This is a genomic window from Tychonema sp. LEGE 06208 (genome assembly GCF_015207505.1).
Lineage (GTDB): Bacteria > Cyanobacteriota > Cyanobacteriia > Cyanobacteriales > Microcoleaceae > Microcoleus.
In genome coordinates this window covers 14,927-31,134 of the sequence record NZ_JADEWT010000015.1, presented here as the reverse complement: position 1 = coordinate 31,134, position 16,208 = coordinate 14,927, and the positions used below count along the sequence as shown (strand labels likewise).

At 45.6% G+C, this 16,208-nt stretch carries 19 protein-coding genes; 11 read left to right on the top strand and 8 right to left on the bottom strand.

Annotated elements, in window-relative coordinates; translation table 11 throughout:
• Positions 1 to 10: 10 nt before the first annotated feature.
• Positions 11 to 1,003 (bottom strand): type IV pilin-like G/H family protein, encoded by a 993-nt coding sequence (locus IQ263_RS06335; RefSeq protein ID WP_194066671.1) that lies wholly within the window; start codon positions 1,001 to 1,003, stop codon positions 11 to 13.
• Positions 984 to 1,559 carry a GNAT family N-acetyltransferase gene (locus IQ263_RS06330; protein WP_194066670.1) on the bottom strand — a complete coding sequence of 192 codons (576 nt, stop codon included), beginning with the start codon at positions 1,557 to 1,559 and terminating at the stop codon, positions 984 to 986. Before IQ263_RS06330 ends, IQ263_RS06335 begins: the two co-directional genes overlap by 20 nt.
• A gap of 59 nt (positions 1,560 to 1,618) precedes the next feature.
• Between IQ263_RS06330 and IQ263_RS06325 the strand changes: the two genes are divergently transcribed.
• The gene (locus IQ263_RS06325; protein ID WP_194066669.1) at positions 1,619 to 2,509 is read left to right on the top strand and encodes a carbohydrate ABC transporter permease; all 891 of its coding nucleotides are present in this window, start codon (positions 1,619 to 1,621) and stop codon (positions 2,507 to 2,509) included.
• 250 nt (positions 2,510 to 2,759) lie between these two features.
• On the opposite strand, the gene IQ263_RS06320 is transcribed toward IQ263_RS06325, so the two are convergent.
• On the bottom strand, positions 2,760 to 3,365 hold the full coding sequence (locus IQ263_RS06320; protein WP_194066668.1) for a DJ-1/PfpI family protein: 606 nt from the start codon (positions 3,363 to 3,365) through the stop codon (positions 2,760 to 2,762).
• A 184-nt stretch (positions 3,366 to 3,549) separates the two neighbouring features.
• On the opposite strand from IQ263_RS06320, the gene IQ263_RS06315 reads away from it, so the two are divergent.
• Positions 3,550 to 3,915 carry a hypothetical protein gene (locus IQ263_RS06315; RefSeq protein WP_194066667.1) on the top strand — a complete coding sequence of 122 codons (366 nt, stop codon included), beginning with the start codon at positions 3,550 to 3,552 and terminating at the stop codon, positions 3,913 to 3,915.
• A gap of 283 nt (positions 3,916 to 4,198) precedes the next feature.
• On the opposite strand, the gene psaX is transcribed toward IQ263_RS06315, so the two are convergent.
• Both psaX and lipA read right to left on the bottom strand, forming a co-directional pair.
• A complete protein-coding gene (psaX, locus tag IQ263_RS06310; RefSeq protein WP_194012677.1) occupies positions 4,199 to 4,345 on the bottom strand; it encodes a photosystem I protein PsaX in 147 nt (48 codons plus the stop codon).
• 125 nt (positions 4,346 to 4,470) lie between these two features.
• Positions 4,471 to 5,433, bottom strand: coding sequence for a lipoyl synthase (lipA, locus tag IQ263_RS06305; RefSeq protein WP_194066666.1), 963 nt, complete (start codon positions 5,431 to 5,433; stop codon positions 4,471 to 4,473).
• Between the two features lie 197 nt (positions 5,434 to 5,630).
• Here lipA and IQ263_RS06300 point away from each other — a divergent pair, with 197 nt between their 5' ends.
• Both IQ263_RS06300 and IQ263_RS06295 read left to right on the top strand, forming a co-directional pair.
• On the top strand, positions 5,631 to 6,173 hold the full coding sequence (locus IQ263_RS06300) for a response regulator (protein WP_194066665.1): 543 nt from the start codon (positions 5,631 to 5,633) through the stop codon (positions 6,171 to 6,173).
• Between the two features lie 269 nt (positions 6,174 to 6,442).
• On the top strand, positions 6,443 to 7,534 hold the full coding sequence (locus IQ263_RS06295; RefSeq protein WP_194066664.1) for a bifunctional heptose 7-phosphate kinase/heptose 1-phosphate adenyltransferase: 1,092 nt from the start codon (positions 6,443 to 6,445) through the stop codon (positions 7,532 to 7,534).
• 187 nt (positions 7,535 to 7,721) lie between these two features.
• On the opposite strand, the gene IQ263_RS06290 is transcribed toward IQ263_RS06295, so the two are convergent.
• Entirely contained in the window at positions 7,722 to 9,500 is a 1,779-nt protein-coding gene (locus tag IQ263_RS06290) for a CapA family protein (protein ID WP_194066663.1), read from the bottom strand.
• Positions 9,501 to 9,620: 120 nt separating this feature from the next.
• On the opposite strand from IQ263_RS06290, the gene IQ263_RS06285 reads away from it, so the two are divergent.
• Together IQ263_RS06285 and IQ263_RS06280 are read left to right on the top strand one after the other, a co-directional pair.
• On the top strand, positions 9,621 to 9,770 hold the full coding sequence (locus IQ263_RS06285) for a hypothetical protein (protein ID WP_194066662.1): 150 nt from the start codon (positions 9,621 to 9,623) through the stop codon (positions 9,768 to 9,770).
• A gap of 68 nt (positions 9,771 to 9,838) precedes the next feature.
• Positions 9,839 to 9,985, top strand: coding sequence for a hypothetical protein (locus IQ263_RS06280; RefSeq protein ID WP_194066661.1), 147 nt, complete (start codon positions 9,839 to 9,841; stop codon positions 9,983 to 9,985).
• Positions 9,986 to 10,211: 226 nt separating this feature from the next.
• Here the strand turns inward: IQ263_RS06280 and IQ263_RS28250 are convergent, their stop codons facing one another.
• Entirely contained in the window at positions 10,212 to 10,418 is a 207-nt protein-coding gene (locus IQ263_RS28250) for a hypothetical protein (RefSeq protein WP_228042530.1), read from the bottom strand.
• Between IQ263_RS28250 and IQ263_RS06275 the strand changes: the two genes are divergently transcribed.
• The 5 genes from IQ263_RS06275 (at position 10,417) to IQ263_RS06255 (ending at position 15,938) form a co-directional block, all read left to right on the top strand.
• Positions 10,417 to 11,220, top strand: a complete 804-nt coding sequence (locus IQ263_RS06275; RefSeq protein ID WP_228049836.1) for a HEAT repeat domain-containing protein — start codon at positions 10,417 to 10,419, stop codon at positions 11,218 to 11,220. The two genes, IQ263_RS28250 and IQ263_RS06275, sit on opposite strands and share 2 nt — an antisense overlap.
• Positions 11,221 to 11,573: 353 nt before the next feature.
• Complete coding sequence (locus IQ263_RS06270) at positions 11,574 to 12,662, top strand: glycosyltransferase family 4 protein (RefSeq protein ID WP_194066659.1); 1,089 nt, start codon at positions 11,574 to 11,576, stop codon at positions 12,660 to 12,662.
• Positions 12,663 to 12,793: 131 nt separating this feature from the next.
• Positions 12,794 to 13,555 carry a type I methionyl aminopeptidase gene (gene map, locus IQ263_RS06265; protein WP_194066658.1) on the top strand — a complete coding sequence of 254 codons (762 nt, stop codon included), beginning with the start codon at positions 12,794 to 12,796 and terminating at the stop codon, positions 13,553 to 13,555.
• Between the two features lie 447 nt (positions 13,556 to 14,002).
• Positions 14,003 to 14,932: a S66 peptidase family protein gene (locus IQ263_RS06260; protein ID WP_194066657.1), complete on the top strand. Its 930-nt coding sequence runs from the start codon at positions 14,003 to 14,005 to the stop codon at positions 14,930 to 14,932.
• 211 nt (positions 14,933 to 15,143) lie between these two features.
• Positions 15,144 to 15,938 carry a hypothetical protein gene (locus tag IQ263_RS06255; RefSeq protein WP_194066656.1) on the top strand — a complete coding sequence of 265 codons (795 nt, stop codon included), beginning with the start codon at positions 15,144 to 15,146 and terminating at the stop codon, positions 15,936 to 15,938.
• Here IQ263_RS06255 and IQ263_RS06250 read toward each other — a convergent pair.
• Entirely contained in the window at positions 15,931 to 16,194 is a 264-nt protein-coding gene (locus IQ263_RS06250) for a hypothetical protein (RefSeq protein ID WP_194066655.1), read from the bottom strand. The two genes, IQ263_RS06255 and IQ263_RS06250, sit on opposite strands and share 8 nt — an antisense overlap.
• Positions 16,195 to 16,208: the final 14 nt, after the last annotated feature.

Sequence of the window (16,208 nt, the reverse complement as noted above, 5' to 3'; positions counted from 1 at the left end):
ATTTTTATGGTTATATTAAAGAAGAATTAAGTGGGCATCTCAAGTTTGCTTTGTCATTATTTATCGGAATTATAGGTCTAGGTGGAGGTATAGTAGAAGGCTGATTTGTTTCGCAAATAAATCCGATGCTAGTTTGAGCATCATTGTAATCTTTGTCTTTAACTAAAAAAACTGCACCTGTATAACTTCTAAATTGAAGCTTTTTAGCTTGAACAGTCATAATTACACCTTCGGTTAAACCACTTTCCGGTAAAATTTGATAGCGATAATTTTCTGTATCTAATCTCATTCCTAGGCCCAGTTCCTCAAGGGTTCTAGCAAATTTGGTATTTTCGGCGTAAAAAGTTTGTTGTGCCATAATCGCATACCTAATAAATTCTTCACCTTCATACACTCGTCGCGGATTTTCTATTTCTAATAGATTAAATCTTTCGATTTTTGTATTTCGCGGTAAAGCTGTAACTGTAGAAACTTTTTCGAGAAAAATTGCCCCAGCCGTAAAAGTATTTGGTCTGGGTTCTCCTGGCTTTAAACCCATGAGTTCTACACGCAGTTGACCGCGATTGTTGAATTCAAAAATTGTCCGCAAAGTTTTATCGCTGCTAACTAAATCGATTTGCATGGGTTGGAAGAGCGAGTTAATTTGGTAGCTAAATTGATAGGCGCTAGGATTAGGGAAAGGATAGCCCTTGAGTATAAATAATTTGCCTTCAGGTGTGATAATTACTGTTAAAGGAGTGGGTGATAAATATTTCAGTTGCCACTGTCCTACCAATTTTTCGGCTACAGTTTGGGCTGGGGGATTTGCTTGAGAGATAATTGCCGATCGCAAAGTTGGTCGTTGGGCGATCGCACTCGTACCTACTCTGCTCCAATGTAACAGGCAACAGGCACAAATCAGCAATCTGGAAATATTTAACTTTTTTATGCTCATAAATACTAAAGCCCAATCGTTAAAATAATTGTACCACCTGTAACGGTTGCTAATCTTGCCGACTGGCAAAAAACTCTTCCCTGAGAATCGAATAAATTTTCAGATCCCAATATCTGCCTTTCACAAATAGCTGTTGCCGCAAAATTCCTTCCAATTGCATCCCCACCTTTTCCATCACCCTCGCCGAAGCAATATTGTTAACTTCACATCGAGCCATAATTCGATTCAGCAACATCTCCCGAAAGCCGAATTCAATAACCGCATTGACAGCCTCGCTCATGTATCCTTCCCCCCAATATCTCCCAGAAAGTGCGTAGCCTATTTCGGCGCGGCTGTGGTTCATGCTCCACTCCACAAATCCGCAAGTTCCGATAAATTTATCATCGACTTTGTGGACAATTCCCCAATCTACAAGCTCTCGTTTTTTGTACATTTTCATCAGTGATTTGATGAAATATTTAGTATCTTCGAGCGAGTTGTGAGTTGACCACATTGTATATTCTGAGACTTCGGAATGGGAAGCATATTCAAACATATCGCTGGCATCGTTTAAAGTAATTTTTCTCAGCAATAGTCTCTCGGTTTCTATAGTAGGTAAGTTAGATAATATATCGAGAAAATTCATTGTTACCTTGACCTAGATTGTGATACCATTTAAAACTAAAAGCTACAATTTACAAGCAAATGGTTCCGATTAAATTTGGGCGTTTTAACTGGTTGGACAATGAGTCGATCGCAGCTTGGACTTTTCTGGCCCCGGCTTTGCTGTTTCTGGGTACTTTTTTGATTTGGCCGATCGCCTATTTATTTTACCTCAGCTTTACCAGCGGCAGCTTTACCCAGTCGGGAGTGCGTTTAATTGGTTTGAACAACTACTTGCGTCTAATCACTAACCCGGATTTTTGGCAAGTTCTCCAAAACACGATCTATTTTACTACCGCCACAGTCATTCCCAGTTTAGTGATTCCATTGGGTTTAGCAGTGCTGCTAAATCGCTCCTTTGCTTGGCGGGGCGCTCTCCGCACCGCTTATTTTATCCCTTCGATTACCTCTTTAGTTGCCGTTGGCTTGGGTTGGCGGTGGTTATTTCAAACCGAAGGCCCGGTGAATGATATGTTAATGGCGATCGGCTTAAATCCTATTCCTTGGTTGAGTAGCACAGTTTGGGCAATGCCAGTAATAATTCTACTCAGTGTTTGGAAACAATTAGGCTTTAATATGGTAGTATTTTTAGCAGGATTGCAAGCAATTCCCATAAATCGTTACGAAGCGGCAGAATTGGACGGAGCTAACGCTTGGCAACAATTTTGGCACATCACTTTACCAGGCTTGCGACCGACTTTAATATTTGCTACGGTGACAACAGCTATTTTTACCCTGCGGAGTTTCGAGCAAGTTTACGTCATCACCGGCGGCGGCCCTTTGAACTCTACTAATTTGCTAGTTTATTATATTTACGAGCAAGCTTTTTCGCAATTCGATTTTGGCTATGCAGCGGCTGCGGCAACTTTCCTGATGGCTGTAGCTTTGATATTAGTTTATGTGCAACTAAAAGTTTGGAGCGAAGATGCTTGATACCAATTTAAAAAAGTCTTGCTACAATCCTCAATCTTATACCAATTATTAAAAGGGAACCGTAGGGACACGGCAATGCCGTGTCCTACTCCCCGCGCCGGACACGGCATTGCCGTGTCCCTACAGATGCTCGCTTTTGAGAATTGGTATTATGCGTAGTTTGACGCGAGGGAATTATAGCGGTAAGGTGCGTACTTCCCACCCTAAATATACAGGTTTTGCATAAGGACGGAATGAACTAGATTCGCAATTACCAATTCCCCATTTTATATTCCATGTGCTCTGCGGTTTTTTCAGCTTGTGCTGTGCCCAAAAGCTTACCGACAACGTGCAAAGACATATCAATTCCCGCAGCAATTCCCCCAGAAGTGATGATTTTGCCGTTATCTACAAAGCGCTGATTTTCAAGAATAGTTGTGTTGGGAGCTAATTCTCTCAATAAATCTAACGCCCGATGGTGTGTAGTTGCTGCCAATCCTTCCAATAAGCCAGCTTTTGCTAACAGCAGCGAACCCGTACAAACAGAAAGCACTAATTCTGCTGTTTGCGAACAATCTTTGATCCAGTTAATAACTGCTGAATTATCGATCAACTTTCTCGTACCTTTTCCCCCAGGGACAATTAAAATATCCGGTGGCGGACAATTGGAAATGGTGCAGTCGGGATTTACGCTCAAACCGTTGCGGGCGTTGACAGCACCGGGATGTTGGGCTACGGTAGAGACTGCAAAAGGTCGCGAATCTTTATTTGATTCTGAATTTAATTCTGCTGTCACCGAAAACACTTCAAAAGGGCCTGCAAAGTCCAGCACCTCGACATCATCAAACATTAAAATAGCTACGTTTTTAGGTGGCATAAAACATACTTCTGATAGAGACGTAAAATCTCGGCGATTTGTTATCCTATAAACGGACTCATATCAAATCCGGTAGCATCGGAATGATTCAGATATATATTCTCGGACTCTGTGTACTCTGCGTTCTCTGTGGTTCAATCATTCCGATGCAAGCGGAAATGGTATAATTTCAATTATTAAAGCTATGCCGAAAAATATTCGACACCGCGCCATAAAAATCTTTCTTTTGTGTCTTATTTGCTTTTTAGCAATTACTGTTAGACCAATTTCTACGCCCGCTCAATCTACGACTCAACTAGAGTTTCGGATTACTCAATTAGAAGGTCAAATTGCTGAACTCAGGGCACAAATCTACAGCTTGCAGTCTCAAGGTTCTGGAGTGAGTCGGCCTCAGTCTCCGAACCGGCCTGGTTCGAGCCGGACAAATTCTAGGATGCTTTCGGGAGATCCGATGTTTGACAATTTAGCAACTTTGGCAATTGAAACTAAGCAGGATGTGCTCAAAATTAAAGAGCGGTTGTCTAAGTTAGAAGCATCGAGAAATCGCTAGTCATTGGTCATTAGTCATTGGTCATTGGTCATTGGTCATTAGTCATTGGTCATTGGTCAGAAGGAAGAGGGAAGAGAGAAGACGCAAGAAGGACGAGGAAGAATGATCGGGAAGAATGACGAGGGAAATAGTCAGAAGGAAAAGCGAAGTAGTAAAAAGGAAAAAGTCTCCCCTTTCCCACTCTCCCCCTCTTCCCCTCTCCCACTCTCCCACTCCCCCACTCTCCCCGTCTCCGACTTTGAGCTACCCAAAAGCAGGGTCTGCTAAAATTCAGGCGGCAGAACTATTCAATGATATGGAAATAATAGGCTGCAACCAAGAAATTGATACCTAACAGCAACAGAAACCACGCTGCGCGAAAGGTGTAAGGGAATTTGCCCGTTTTCATCACGGAGTCGGATTTTAATTGGTTCTTTGCTATCTCTGCCATGATTCAAGCTCCTAATTCATAAGTCACTGTATTCACAAATAGCAGAGAGCGTGGCATATTTGCACAATCTAAGAGTGTTATTTTTTGTAACTAGGAGTTTATACCGAGTTAAATTGAGATTGATTTCAATCGATCGCTCCTGCGTGGTAGGAACTGCGGACGAGAGGCCCCGATCGCACGCGCTCAAACCCCATCTCTCGGGCGATCGACCCAAAACGGTCAAATTCGGCCGGAGTCCAGTATTTACGCACTGGGAGGTGTTCTAGAGATGGTCTCATGTATTGACCGAGGGTGAGCCGATCGCACTGGGCATCCCGCAAATCGGCCATCGCTTCGACAATCTCGGCGGCAGTTTCCCCGTGGCCCAACATCAAACCGGATTTGGTGGGAATAGTTGGGTCAAATTCCTTGACAATACGGAGAACGTCGATCGAGCGCTCGTACTTAGCCCCCCTCCGCACCGGCCCTTGCAAGCGTCGCACCGTCTCAATATTGTGGTTGTAACAAGCCGGTTTTGCCTCCACCACCGTCCGAATCCGCTCTCGCTGCAACTCGTCGAGGTCGGAATTCTCCCCGTCGGGGACACCGCCCCTACCGATTCCTCCCCAGAAATCTGGCGTCAGTACCTCAACTTCAGTATCGGGGTTTAAGAGGCGGATTTGGGCGATCGTCCTTGCAAACCAACCCGCACCCCCATCCGGCAAATCGTCCCTCGCCACCGAAGTCAGCACCGCATAACGCAAACCCAACAATTGCACAGCCTCGGCTACCTTTTGCGGTTCCTCCGGGTCTAGGGGCATCGGAGAATGACCTTTATCTACTTGACAAAAAGCACAAGCGCGGGTGCAAGTTGGCCCCATCAACAAAAAAGTCGCCGTTTGTTGGGCGTAGCACTCGCCCCGGTTGGGACATCTGCCCTCCTCGCAAATCGTGTGAATTTGCCGCTGTTTAATAATTTTCTGGACTTGGGAAAGTTCGCTAGCTTTGCCAAGAGGCCGTCGCAGCCATTCCGGCATCGCTTCGATTTCATCCCGCATTTGGGCGGCAGTTGCTTTGACAGTAGGAGTTTGAGGAGTCTGGGGCGACATAAAATTAGGATGGCGATCGAGTTAATATATTCGATCGTATCCGAAATCAAAGTCCCTCAACTTGTAGCAGCGTCACCCCAAATCAAAATCAGGCGACCATTGCAGCAAAACAATATTCCCCAGAATTCTGGGTAGAATTCGGTTAGGGATATACTAAAGGTTGCGAATCTCATCACTCATTACTGAAGGAGTCAGTCGTGGCTGGTCAAAAAATCTTGGTAATCGATGACAGTAAAGTCATCCGCGTCCGAGTCCGAGAAATGTTACCTCAAGGTAACTTTGAAGTTCTAGAAGCAAAAGACGGCGAAGAGGGACTCAAACTGATCCGCCAAGCCCGCCCGAATCTAATTATGTTAGATTTCCTACTGCCCAAAGTCAGCGGTTGGGAAGTGTATCAAAAAGTGCAAGCCCACGCCGAACTTTCCAAGATACCTTTGGTGATCATGTCGGGTCGCGAAGAAGAGGTGATGGAAAAAATTCCGAAACCCTTCGAGAAGCATTTTTTTGCATTCATCGCCAAACCCTTTGAGAAGAAGCAGCTAACCGAGGCGATCAAATCGGCGATGGTACTGGCCAAAAGGAAACCATTGCCCGAAGCCGCCGCAGCACCAAGCTCAGAAGCAGGCACTGCCGACATTCAGGCGATGACCCTGAAAATGGCAAAAATGCAAGCGGAAATTGATGCACTCAAAAAACAAATGTCTCAGGTGATTGCGATTATCAAGCAAAAATTGAAATAATTCTGCTGTTTGTTTGCAGGCAGTTATGTAGAAAGAAAATTCTACACCGTGAAACTCGATCTTGAGTCTTAATGCAATTATTTGCAACTTTGTCGAGGGAGGGATCTCGCCCGCAGCCTGCAACGGGTTTCTCAAAATCCAAATGAGACAATGAACAAACAGTTAAAAATCAAATCAGGGAGGAAATAATTATTAATCTTTATTAGGACTTTTAAGTGCTGCTCCTCCCATGCTCAACAATCAACTCCTCAGTCTCATTTTTTTGGTTAATGACTAACGACTATTCCGATTTTTTGCCTCAACTGCGTGCCTCAACAGAGCAATTATTGAAAAGATTAGACTGCTTCGATCGAGCGCAGGTATTAGCGATCGGAGATTTGACCTTGGACGAGTTTCTTACCGGACAAGTAGAGCGAATTTCCCGCGAAGCACCTGTGTTGATTTTGCGCTACGAAAATACTCGGCAACTACCCGGAGGTGGCGCAAATGCTGTCTATAATTTAGCCAAACTGGGAGGCAAAGTAAAAGTTGCTGGTTTGGTGGGAAAAGACGACCAGGGAAAGGCTTTGTGCGGTATTTTTGAGGCGGCGGGAATTGATACGGGTGGGATTTTAATCGATTCGCAGCGTCCAACTGTCACCAAAACTAGAATTTCCGGGCACGCGCGGCAGTCGGTGACTCAGCAAATTGTCCGAGTCGATCGCAAATCGGACGAGTTGCCGGATTTAGATTTGCAGTTGCAATTGGCAGACTACATCCGGCAGCAAATACCGACAGTAGATGCAGTGGTTTGTTCCGACTACGGCGACGGAGTTTTGACGAATTTGGCGATCGAATCGGCAGTAGTTCCCAGCAAAACAATAGTAGACGCTCAAACAGATTTGCAGCGATATTCTGGAGCAATGCTGTTTACTCCGAACCTGCCCGAAGCCGAACAAGCAGTCGGATATGCTATCAAAAACCCTCAAACTTTAATGCAGGCAGGACGCGATTTATTGAACTTAACTCAAGCTCAAAAAATCCTGATTACTCGCGGCGAAGAAGGGATGAGTTTGTTTGAAAGGGTGAACGGCGAAACAATCAAAAATTCACCTTCTCCAACATCTATTTGCCAACAGGGAAAATTTAACATTCAAAGTTGGGATATTCCCCCTTTTAACAAAACTGATGTATTCGATGTAACCGGTGCGGGAGATACAGTTGTAGCAGCAATGACTTTAGCTTTATGCGTCGGTGCATCCGGTTGGGAAGCGGCAGTTTTGGGCAATTTAGCGGCTAGCATTGTCGTGCGTCAATTCGGTACGGCGACGACAACAGCAGAGGAAATGAAAGAAGCTTTGAAAGCAATGGTTGACGAGTAGTCAGTTGGTAGTTGGCAGTTGGCAGTTGTTAGTTGTTAGTTGTTAGTTGGTAGTTGGTAGTTGGCAGTTGTTAGTTGTTTGTTAGTTGTTAGTTGGCAACAGTCAACAGTCAACAGTCAACTGACTACTGACTACTGACTACTGACTACTGACTACTGACTACTGACTACTGACTACTGACTACTAACTACTTACTCTTTTTCAAAATTTGTCCCTTGTCATCAATTGTCAAACCAGTGTTGGGAAAATCGCTCTTTGTCAAACGGCGAATCAACCCCACACTCCTAAAATCTCGATCCACAGACGGAATACCTTGCTTGTCAAGTTCCACGGGGATAATCTTACCAGAAACAAAATCCCCTTGCGGATTCATTTTTACATCCAAAATCAGAGATTGACCGAGTGCTCCGGCTGTAGACAAAGTGCGATAACCCATAAAATTGCCCAGGGAATAAGCAATCAATTTCCCTTTGTAAAGTTCCACGGCTCTGGTAACGTGCGGGCCGTGTCCTAAAATCAAATCCGCTCCCGCATCAATCATCGTTCGCGAAAACAAAACCATATTTCCCCGGTTTTCTCCGTAAAAGAACTCGGTTTTATTTCTCACATTCTGAGCTCCGGTTCCTTCAGCTCCCGCATGAACTGATATCACTACAATATCAGCTTTTTGCTTCGCTTTTTTGACAAGTTCTGCCCCTTCTTTAAGTTCCAGTAAGGAATTGTGAACTTCGCCGTAGTTGCTGAAACCGATAAAAGCAACATTTACGCCTTTGACATTTTGATAAACAATTTGGTTTCTTTTGCCAACTGCTTTCATGCCGTTGCTGTCGATGTTTTTAATCGTGTCCTTAAATCCCTGCTCGTTAAAATCGTAGGAGTGATTGTTGGCAATATTCAAAATATCAAAACCAACATCTTTGAAGATTTTGGCATAACTCGGAGGAGTCCGAAAGGCAAAAAGCATTCGTCCGCCGACTCCTTTGGAACTGTAAGGGTAATCGGTCATCGTGCTTTCAAAATTGCCAAACAGAATGTCGGCTCCTTGAAGGTACGGTTTTACCGAATCAAATAAACGCTCCTTATTTGTTGGCAGTTTGTTGTAGGGAAAATTGGTGCCGGGGATGATGTCGCCAACGGCTTTGATGCTGACTGTTGCGGGGAGATTGGCGGGTTTTTGTGCTGCGGGAGAGGGCGATTTTGGAGCTGGTTCTGGTTTGGCTGCGGGCGCTGGTGCTGGTGTCGATGGGCTGCGGGATAGCTGCACTTCACGCACTTGTTGTACCGCAGGTTTTGAGGTTATAGAATTAATGGGGGCGGTGCTGGAGGATTTGTGAAATTGAGCGCGCAAAACAAAGCCGGATATCGGCACGAGAATCAGACTCAGGGCACCGACTGACAGCCAAGATTTTTTAGTTTTAGTGCGGGCTAACTTTGGGCGCGGTGATGGCTTTGGCTGGCGTTGGTTTGTGGGTTTGGGAGTTGGGATTTTCCGGGGTTGGGGCGGAAATTTTTCGGGTGTTGGAGGGGGCGCTGTGGTGACAAAATGGTGAGTTTTTTCTCTGGTTGGCAAAGTCACAGGAATTGGGGCTGTGCGTAGGCCTGCGGCGGCAGGAATTGGGGCTGCGGCTACGCTAACGGGTGAGGCCAGACTAATGGGTGCGAAAGTTAAGGCTTTTTTTAATTCTACTGTTTGAGTCCAAGCGGGCATTTGTTTACCGGCCTGTCGCCCGTAAACTGTTACTGAGTAAACGTTATTTGCTTGGAGTCTTTGCAATCCTTTGATTGCGACTCGCAGACAGGCTTCTTCTGCGGGTAATTGTTCTGCTTCCAGCAGCAGGTGCAGGGTGTCGTTTTCCCGGCTGGCTTTAGCTGTGACTCCGAAGCTGTGGAGTGCTTGGCCGATCAGAAATGCGATCGCCCTTGGGTCGCCTTCTTTTGCTAAATTTAAGATGTCTTGTTGGCTCACAAATGCCTCTACTCTCACACGAAAAATTTAGTTCTATCTTATATCAGATTTGATGAAAGCAAATTAAATGCCGATCGATTTAACTCAGGTTAAGTGCGTAGTAAAAAACATAGTAAAAATATGCGGTTTTGCTACCATAAATATACTCAAAAACCCGGTTTCTGGCTGCCGCAGCAAATCCTCCCCGTCCAAACCCCGATTTCGATGAGACAAAAAGCGATCGACCGACTCGCCAACGCAACAGTTAAACTCTTGCTTGTGGGACGCTAGGGGTCAGAAATCGACGGCAAGCAACAATTAATTGCCGGCCGGCGCATCGCAGCAGGTAACTGAGGCGATTGTTGCCTCTGCTAGGTGTAGCAATCGACTTTGTGGATGCCGCTGCTTTACCTGCTGCAGCGGTTATTGAGACAATTGTGCGATCGCATTCTCGATCGCTACCATCTGGATTAAAGATTTTTTGTGAAAAGCCGTGGTATTTGTAAGTTAGTTGGACTCATAGCAGCTAGGATCGAGCTAACTCAAGGTTACACTAAAGCTCGTCACGCGGCGTTGCCTCTCAAAACCCTGATTGAGTCCTATGGCGCACTACCGCTCCACTTTATGTTTATTGACCTGTCTTGCCTGTCTGGGCGCTGCCTTCAGTCCAAGTGCGGACGGAAGACCACAAACTCTCAATGCTTCGTACCGGGCGGTTTCCCAAGAAATTGCTCAGGCGGACGATCGCCCGGATTCCAACGCTCCAAAACCCTCTCCGGTGGCGGATAAAAACAAATCTAAGCCGTCCCAACCGCCAAAATCCAATTCCAAAATCCCGAAAGCAATCTCCAATCTAATCGTCATTTTGTCTCGCCAGCGGGGATTCTTAATATTGGGTTTGGCTGCAGTTGTCATCACGGCAGCGGCAGTATTTATCATGCTGAAATTAGTTGGCAACGACGAGTCAAATAATTCTAGGCGTCGAGGGGGAAGAGGCAATCGCCGCAACCCAAGAAACTATCGAGCCACCAATCCGCGCGATCGGGCAAAATTGGTCTACCCTGTGGATTTTTCAACAGGCCACAGTCTCGACAACAACAGCGATCGATCTTTACCGTCTCTCCTGGAATCTGGAGCATCCGAATCGGAGAATGCTGGACTAGAGGGCGATCGAATTAATGCCCGCGGCGCGCCCTCAGAAACTAACAGCAACGGCTACAGCGAAACAGGTTTCAACCTTCCCGAAACAACTAATCGAGGTGATTCGCTAGCGACAAATAAGAAAAAAAATATTTCCCTTGCACAAACAGATGATACAAATAACGTTGATATTATTGAAGCACTGATTGAGGATTTGCAGCACCGAAATCCAGCTTATAGGCGCAAAGCAATTTGGGAACTAGGGCAGCAGGGAGATTCGAGAGCTGTTGAACCGTTGCTAGATTTGCTAGCAAATTCCGACTCAAACCAGTACAGTTTAATTTTGGCAAGTGTCTCAGAAATTGGCATTCGCACGCTCAAACCCATGAATAATGCCTGGTCAAATTCGCTGCAAAATGAAAACCCAGAAGTGCGAAAAAATGCGATTCGCGACTTGACTAGAATTTACGAAATGGTGAATCAAATCAGTTATTTATTGCACCGCGCGACTAACGATCCAGATGCAGAAGTTCAGGAGACTGCTCGCTGGGCAATCAATCAGTTAAATCGCATCCATCCTCGTTCTGAAAGGGATGAGTAGTCATTAGTCATTAGTCATTAGTCATTAGTCATTAGTCAACAGTCATTGATCGTTGGTCATTAGTTAACAGTTAAAAGTCAACATTCATTGGTCATTAGTTAACAGTTAACAGTTAACAGTCAACAGTCAACAGTCATATCATGTCCTGTCGATTATTGATAACAAAAACGGTTGGTTCGTAGTGCGGACTAATTTTATTCCGGTCAATCTAACAGATGCTATCTGAATGCAGTGCGATCGCGAACTTGCGCCAGCACTGCAATCGGACAAATATTATTCCGATGCAAACCGAAACGTTACGACGAGCGATCCTATGCTAAAATAAATGACTGATGACTAATGACTAATGACTAATGACTACTAATAACTCTTTAAAATTATTGTTTCTATCAACTTCTGTCGGCCAACTCGGTTCGGGGTTGGGCGGCGGAGTCGAACTTACAGTCCTCAATATTGCGAAAGAATTGCACCGGCGCGGTCATAAAATAACAGTTGTAGCACCCGTCGGTTCAGTCTTAGAATCAATTCCAGTAATCGAGATAGCGGGAGATTTGCAAGGAACTGCCCAAACACAAGATTACAATGATTCTATTGTGATGCCCGCCGATGCTGTGCTGGCGAATATGTGGGAATACGCGCGCCAAGTTCAGGATGAATGGGATGTGATTGTTAATTTTGCCTACGATTGGTTGCCGTTTTATTTGACACCTTTTTTTAGGACTCCGATCGCCCATTTTATCAGTATGGGCTCTCTGGTGCGATCGCTCGATCGCGTCGCTGAACAAACCGCCGCCCAATTTCCCGGTACGATCGGAGTTTACACCGCTTCCCAAGCCGAAACCTTTGCCTTTGCCGCAGAATGTCAGTTGTTGGGAAGTGGCATAGATTTATCGCTGTACGAATTTTGCAGCCAACCACAATCAAAATTAGCTTGGCTAGGCCGCATCGCCCCGGAGAAAGGCTTAGAAGATGCGGTGGCGGCAGCAAAAATTACAGGCCTTCCCCTAAAAATTATGGGCAAAATGCAGGATGAGGATTATTGGCAAAAAATTTGTGCAGATTACCCGGATGCTCCGGTAGAATATTTAGGGTTTCTGACAACAACCCAAATGCAAGAGCAAGTCCGCCAGTGCCGAGCCTTGTTGATGACACCGCGCTGGGTAGAAGCTTTTGGAAATGTCGCGATCGAGGCTTTAGCGTGCGGTGTGCCGGTGATTGCCTACGCGCGCGGGGGCCCCGCCGAAATTGTTCGAGACGGCCACACGGGCTTTTTAGTGGAGCCTGACAGCGTAAATGGCTTGGTAGGTGCGATCGCCCGTTTAGACCAAATTGACCGCAGCGCTTGCCGGCGACAAGCAGAGGTAGAATATTCTTTGGAAGCTTTGGGCGATCGATTTCAACACTGGTTCAACTCGATTGCAGCTAGTAAGGTGCGTCAGTAATAGTAGCAAAATTGTGAGAAATCTCCGCTGACTGAGCTCCTTGATAAATTGATTGAACGCTAGTTCAAATCTAATCTAAAATTGAGTCAAATAAACTCCTAATCGACCACAACAAAAGACCGAAAAAAACTATGCCAACCGAACGTCTAGTGCTGCTATCCAGCAGAGAAATAGAAAAAATGCGTCAAGCCGGCAGCTTAGCAGCTCAACTTTTGTTGCATCTCGAACCAATGATTAAACCAGGAGTTAGCACCCTCCAAATTAACGACGAAGCCGAACGTTGGACTGTAGAACGCGGAGCAAAAAGTGCTCCTTTAGGTTACAAAGGCTTTCCAAAATCTCTGTGCGCCAGCGTCAATGAAGTAGTCTGTCACGGCATCCCCAATGCCAAACAAATTCTCAGAGAAGGCGACATTATTAACATAGACGTAACCCCCTTAGTTGATGGCTATCACGGCGATACTTCTAAAACTTTTTTTGTGGGAACACCTTCACCAGTAGCTAAAAAATTAGTTGAAGTTACCGAAGAATGCTTGAGAAGAGGAATTGCCGAAGTCAAACCCGGTGCTCGTACCGGCGACATCGGTGCAGCAATTCAAGAATATGCTGAAGCACAGGGTTTTTCGGTAGTGCGAAATTTTGCCGGACACGGCGTGCACCGCGTTTTTCACACCGAACCGGAAATTTTGCACTACGGGAAGCGGGGCACGGGAAAAAAACTCAGACAAGGCATGGTTTTTACCATTGAACCGATGATTAATGAGGGAACTTGGGAAGTAGAAATATTGGGCGATGGTTGGACTGCAATCACTAAGGATAAAAAACTTTCGGCTCAATTTGAACACACCCTAGCCGTGACAGATTCCGGGGTAGAAATTCTAACTTTACCGTAGCAATCATTAACAAACAATCTCAAAAACCCACTCCTAAATCAATAATTACAATACTCCGTAGGGGCGGGTTTCACCGAAAATATCTAACAATTATCAACAATCTAGAGCAACCCGCCCCGCCACAACTTCATCGTCCTGTATTCATCTCTCTCTTGTCTTCCTCTGTGTTCTCTGCGCCCTAGCGCCGGTTAAATCATTCCGATGCAACCACAACCGATAACCCACATCAACCTGAAAATTGCCTCGAATTCGACAATGTAGGTTTGTATTTATGGGTAGGTGGGGTGGGTTTGCGAGATTGTCTGTTGCAGTTAGAAATCATCTGTAAAACCCGTCCCGACGAAATTACGATCGATTCACCAAACAACAAATAACAAATAACCAATAACAAATAACCAATAACAAATAACCAATAACAAATAACCAATAACAAATAACAAATAACAAATGACTAACATTAAATGGTTGCAACCTGGAGATTTGCTCAAAGTAATTTCCCCTAGCGGCGCGTTGCGAGAATTAACTAACTTTGAAAAGGGTGTAGAAATTTGGAAATCTCGCGGCTATCGCATTGAATTAACACCCGGTTTTGACGATCGCACTGGCTACTTGGCCGGTTCCGACACAAACCGCGTCCGACAGCTTGCAGAGGCCCTCACTGACCCAGATTGTCGCGGTATTCTATGTGCTAGAGGCGGTTTTGGCAGCACTCGACTTTTGGAAAAAGGGAAAGTCGCAGATTGGGCAAATTCTCAGTTTCCCACTCCCGATTCCCATGCGCCGAAATGGTTGATCGGCTTTTCCGACATTACGGCTTTGCTGTGGAATGACGACAAATTGGGGATTTGGGGCGTTCACGGGCCGATGCTGACAACTTTGGGCGCGGAACCGGATTGGTCTGTCGATCGCCTTTTTGACTGCATCGAAGGCCGTCCGTTACAATCTTTGCAAGGTAAAGGTTGGGGCGGTGGAAAGGCTGCGGGGCGGCTGTTTCCGGCGAATCTGACGGTGGCTTCTCATTTGCTCGGAACCCCGTATCAACCGGATTTGACCGGGGTTATTCTCGCATTTGAGGATGTTTCTGAGGCTCCTTACAGGGTCGATCGAATGCTAACTATGTGGCGGATGGCGGGGGCTTTTGCAGGGGTGCGGGGGATTGCTTTGGGGCGTTTCAGCCGCTGCGAGATTGACCCGCAGATTCCTACTTTTAGCATAGAAGAAGTTTTGCGCGATCGGCTTTTAGACCTAAATATTCCCATTGTCTCGGATTTACCCTTTGGCCACGAGGGAGTTAACGCTGCTTTACCGATGGGAATTGAGGCGAGTATCGACGGTGAATCGGGATTGCTGATTTGTGGAGATACATCGCAACTTTAAAAGCTACATCAACGTCTATAAGTTTGTAAGGTGCGTTGGGGGAAAAATTATTAGTCTGCGGTTAAAAAAATCAGCCCAGACGCACCCCAAAATAACGAAAGTTGAGACTAATGGTTGAGACGGTGGGCAGAAATTAGATTTAAAATGGATTGTGTATGGAAATGTCTGCGCCCAGAAGGCAAAAAAAAATTATAATTTTCCAGAGGTTAACATGAAAAAACACAACTTGTTAAACAGTATTGCTACCGCTGTGCTAGTTACAGGATTGGCACTTACGGGGATTTCTTCTAGTGCGGTTGGCGAACAGATACGAAATAACGATCGCATAGATGGAGTAATTCGCCGCACTTCGCCGATTTACCGTTTCCGAAATATGTGGACACCGGGCTCTCCGACAGAAGAATTGCGCGGTCAAGAATACACGTTCAGCGCGCGGGAAGGCGATAACATTCAAGTATTTTTAAATACAGATAGAAGTCGCGGTTTTACTCCCGTGATGGTACTATTTTACGGAAACAACAAACAAGTAGCTTTTACCCAAGACCGTTCTTTTAATTATCAAATTCCCCGCAGCGGCGATTACAAGTTGTTAGTGTTAGCAAAAGATGCTGCTAGGGGCGGTAGTTACACGCTGGAAGTTGCGGGAATTGATGGCGACAGGGCTAGCAATAGGTGGGATGACAGAAACGACAGGGACAGAAACAACCGTAACTACGACGGAGAACGGATTTTGCGAGATGATTTTGGCTTGCGGCCTCTTGATTGTCGCGTGAGACGTACTATGGTGAGAGTAAGGTTTGAAGATGGTGACAGAAACGCGACTTATTGCGCTGAACCGAGTCGCAAGTATCCGCAGGGAGACTATTATTACAATCCGCGCACTAGAGATTTAGACTCGGCGAGGGTGGATAATAGTAGATTCGACGACGATCGCGCTAATGATAATAACTGGTACGATCGCGATCGATGTCGCGTATCGGTAGGCGGAGTGTGCGTTACTAGGTAAGCTGTTCGTTGTCATTGCGAAGACGGTTTCTTGTCATTGCGATGACAGATACATGGCATCTACCCATCAAACCCAAAGAAACCGGGTTTTTTTGCGAATCTGCCGACTGCGACGAAGAATTATCGCCAAAAACCCGGTTTATGAACCCCGCATCAGTCCGAATCCAGATACGCAGGTCAGAAATAGCTGGTGCGGGCCGATCGCCGAATTTTCGATCGAAAAGGACGATCGCACAGTGGTAAGCTACCAAAGGCATTGAAATATCTAAGG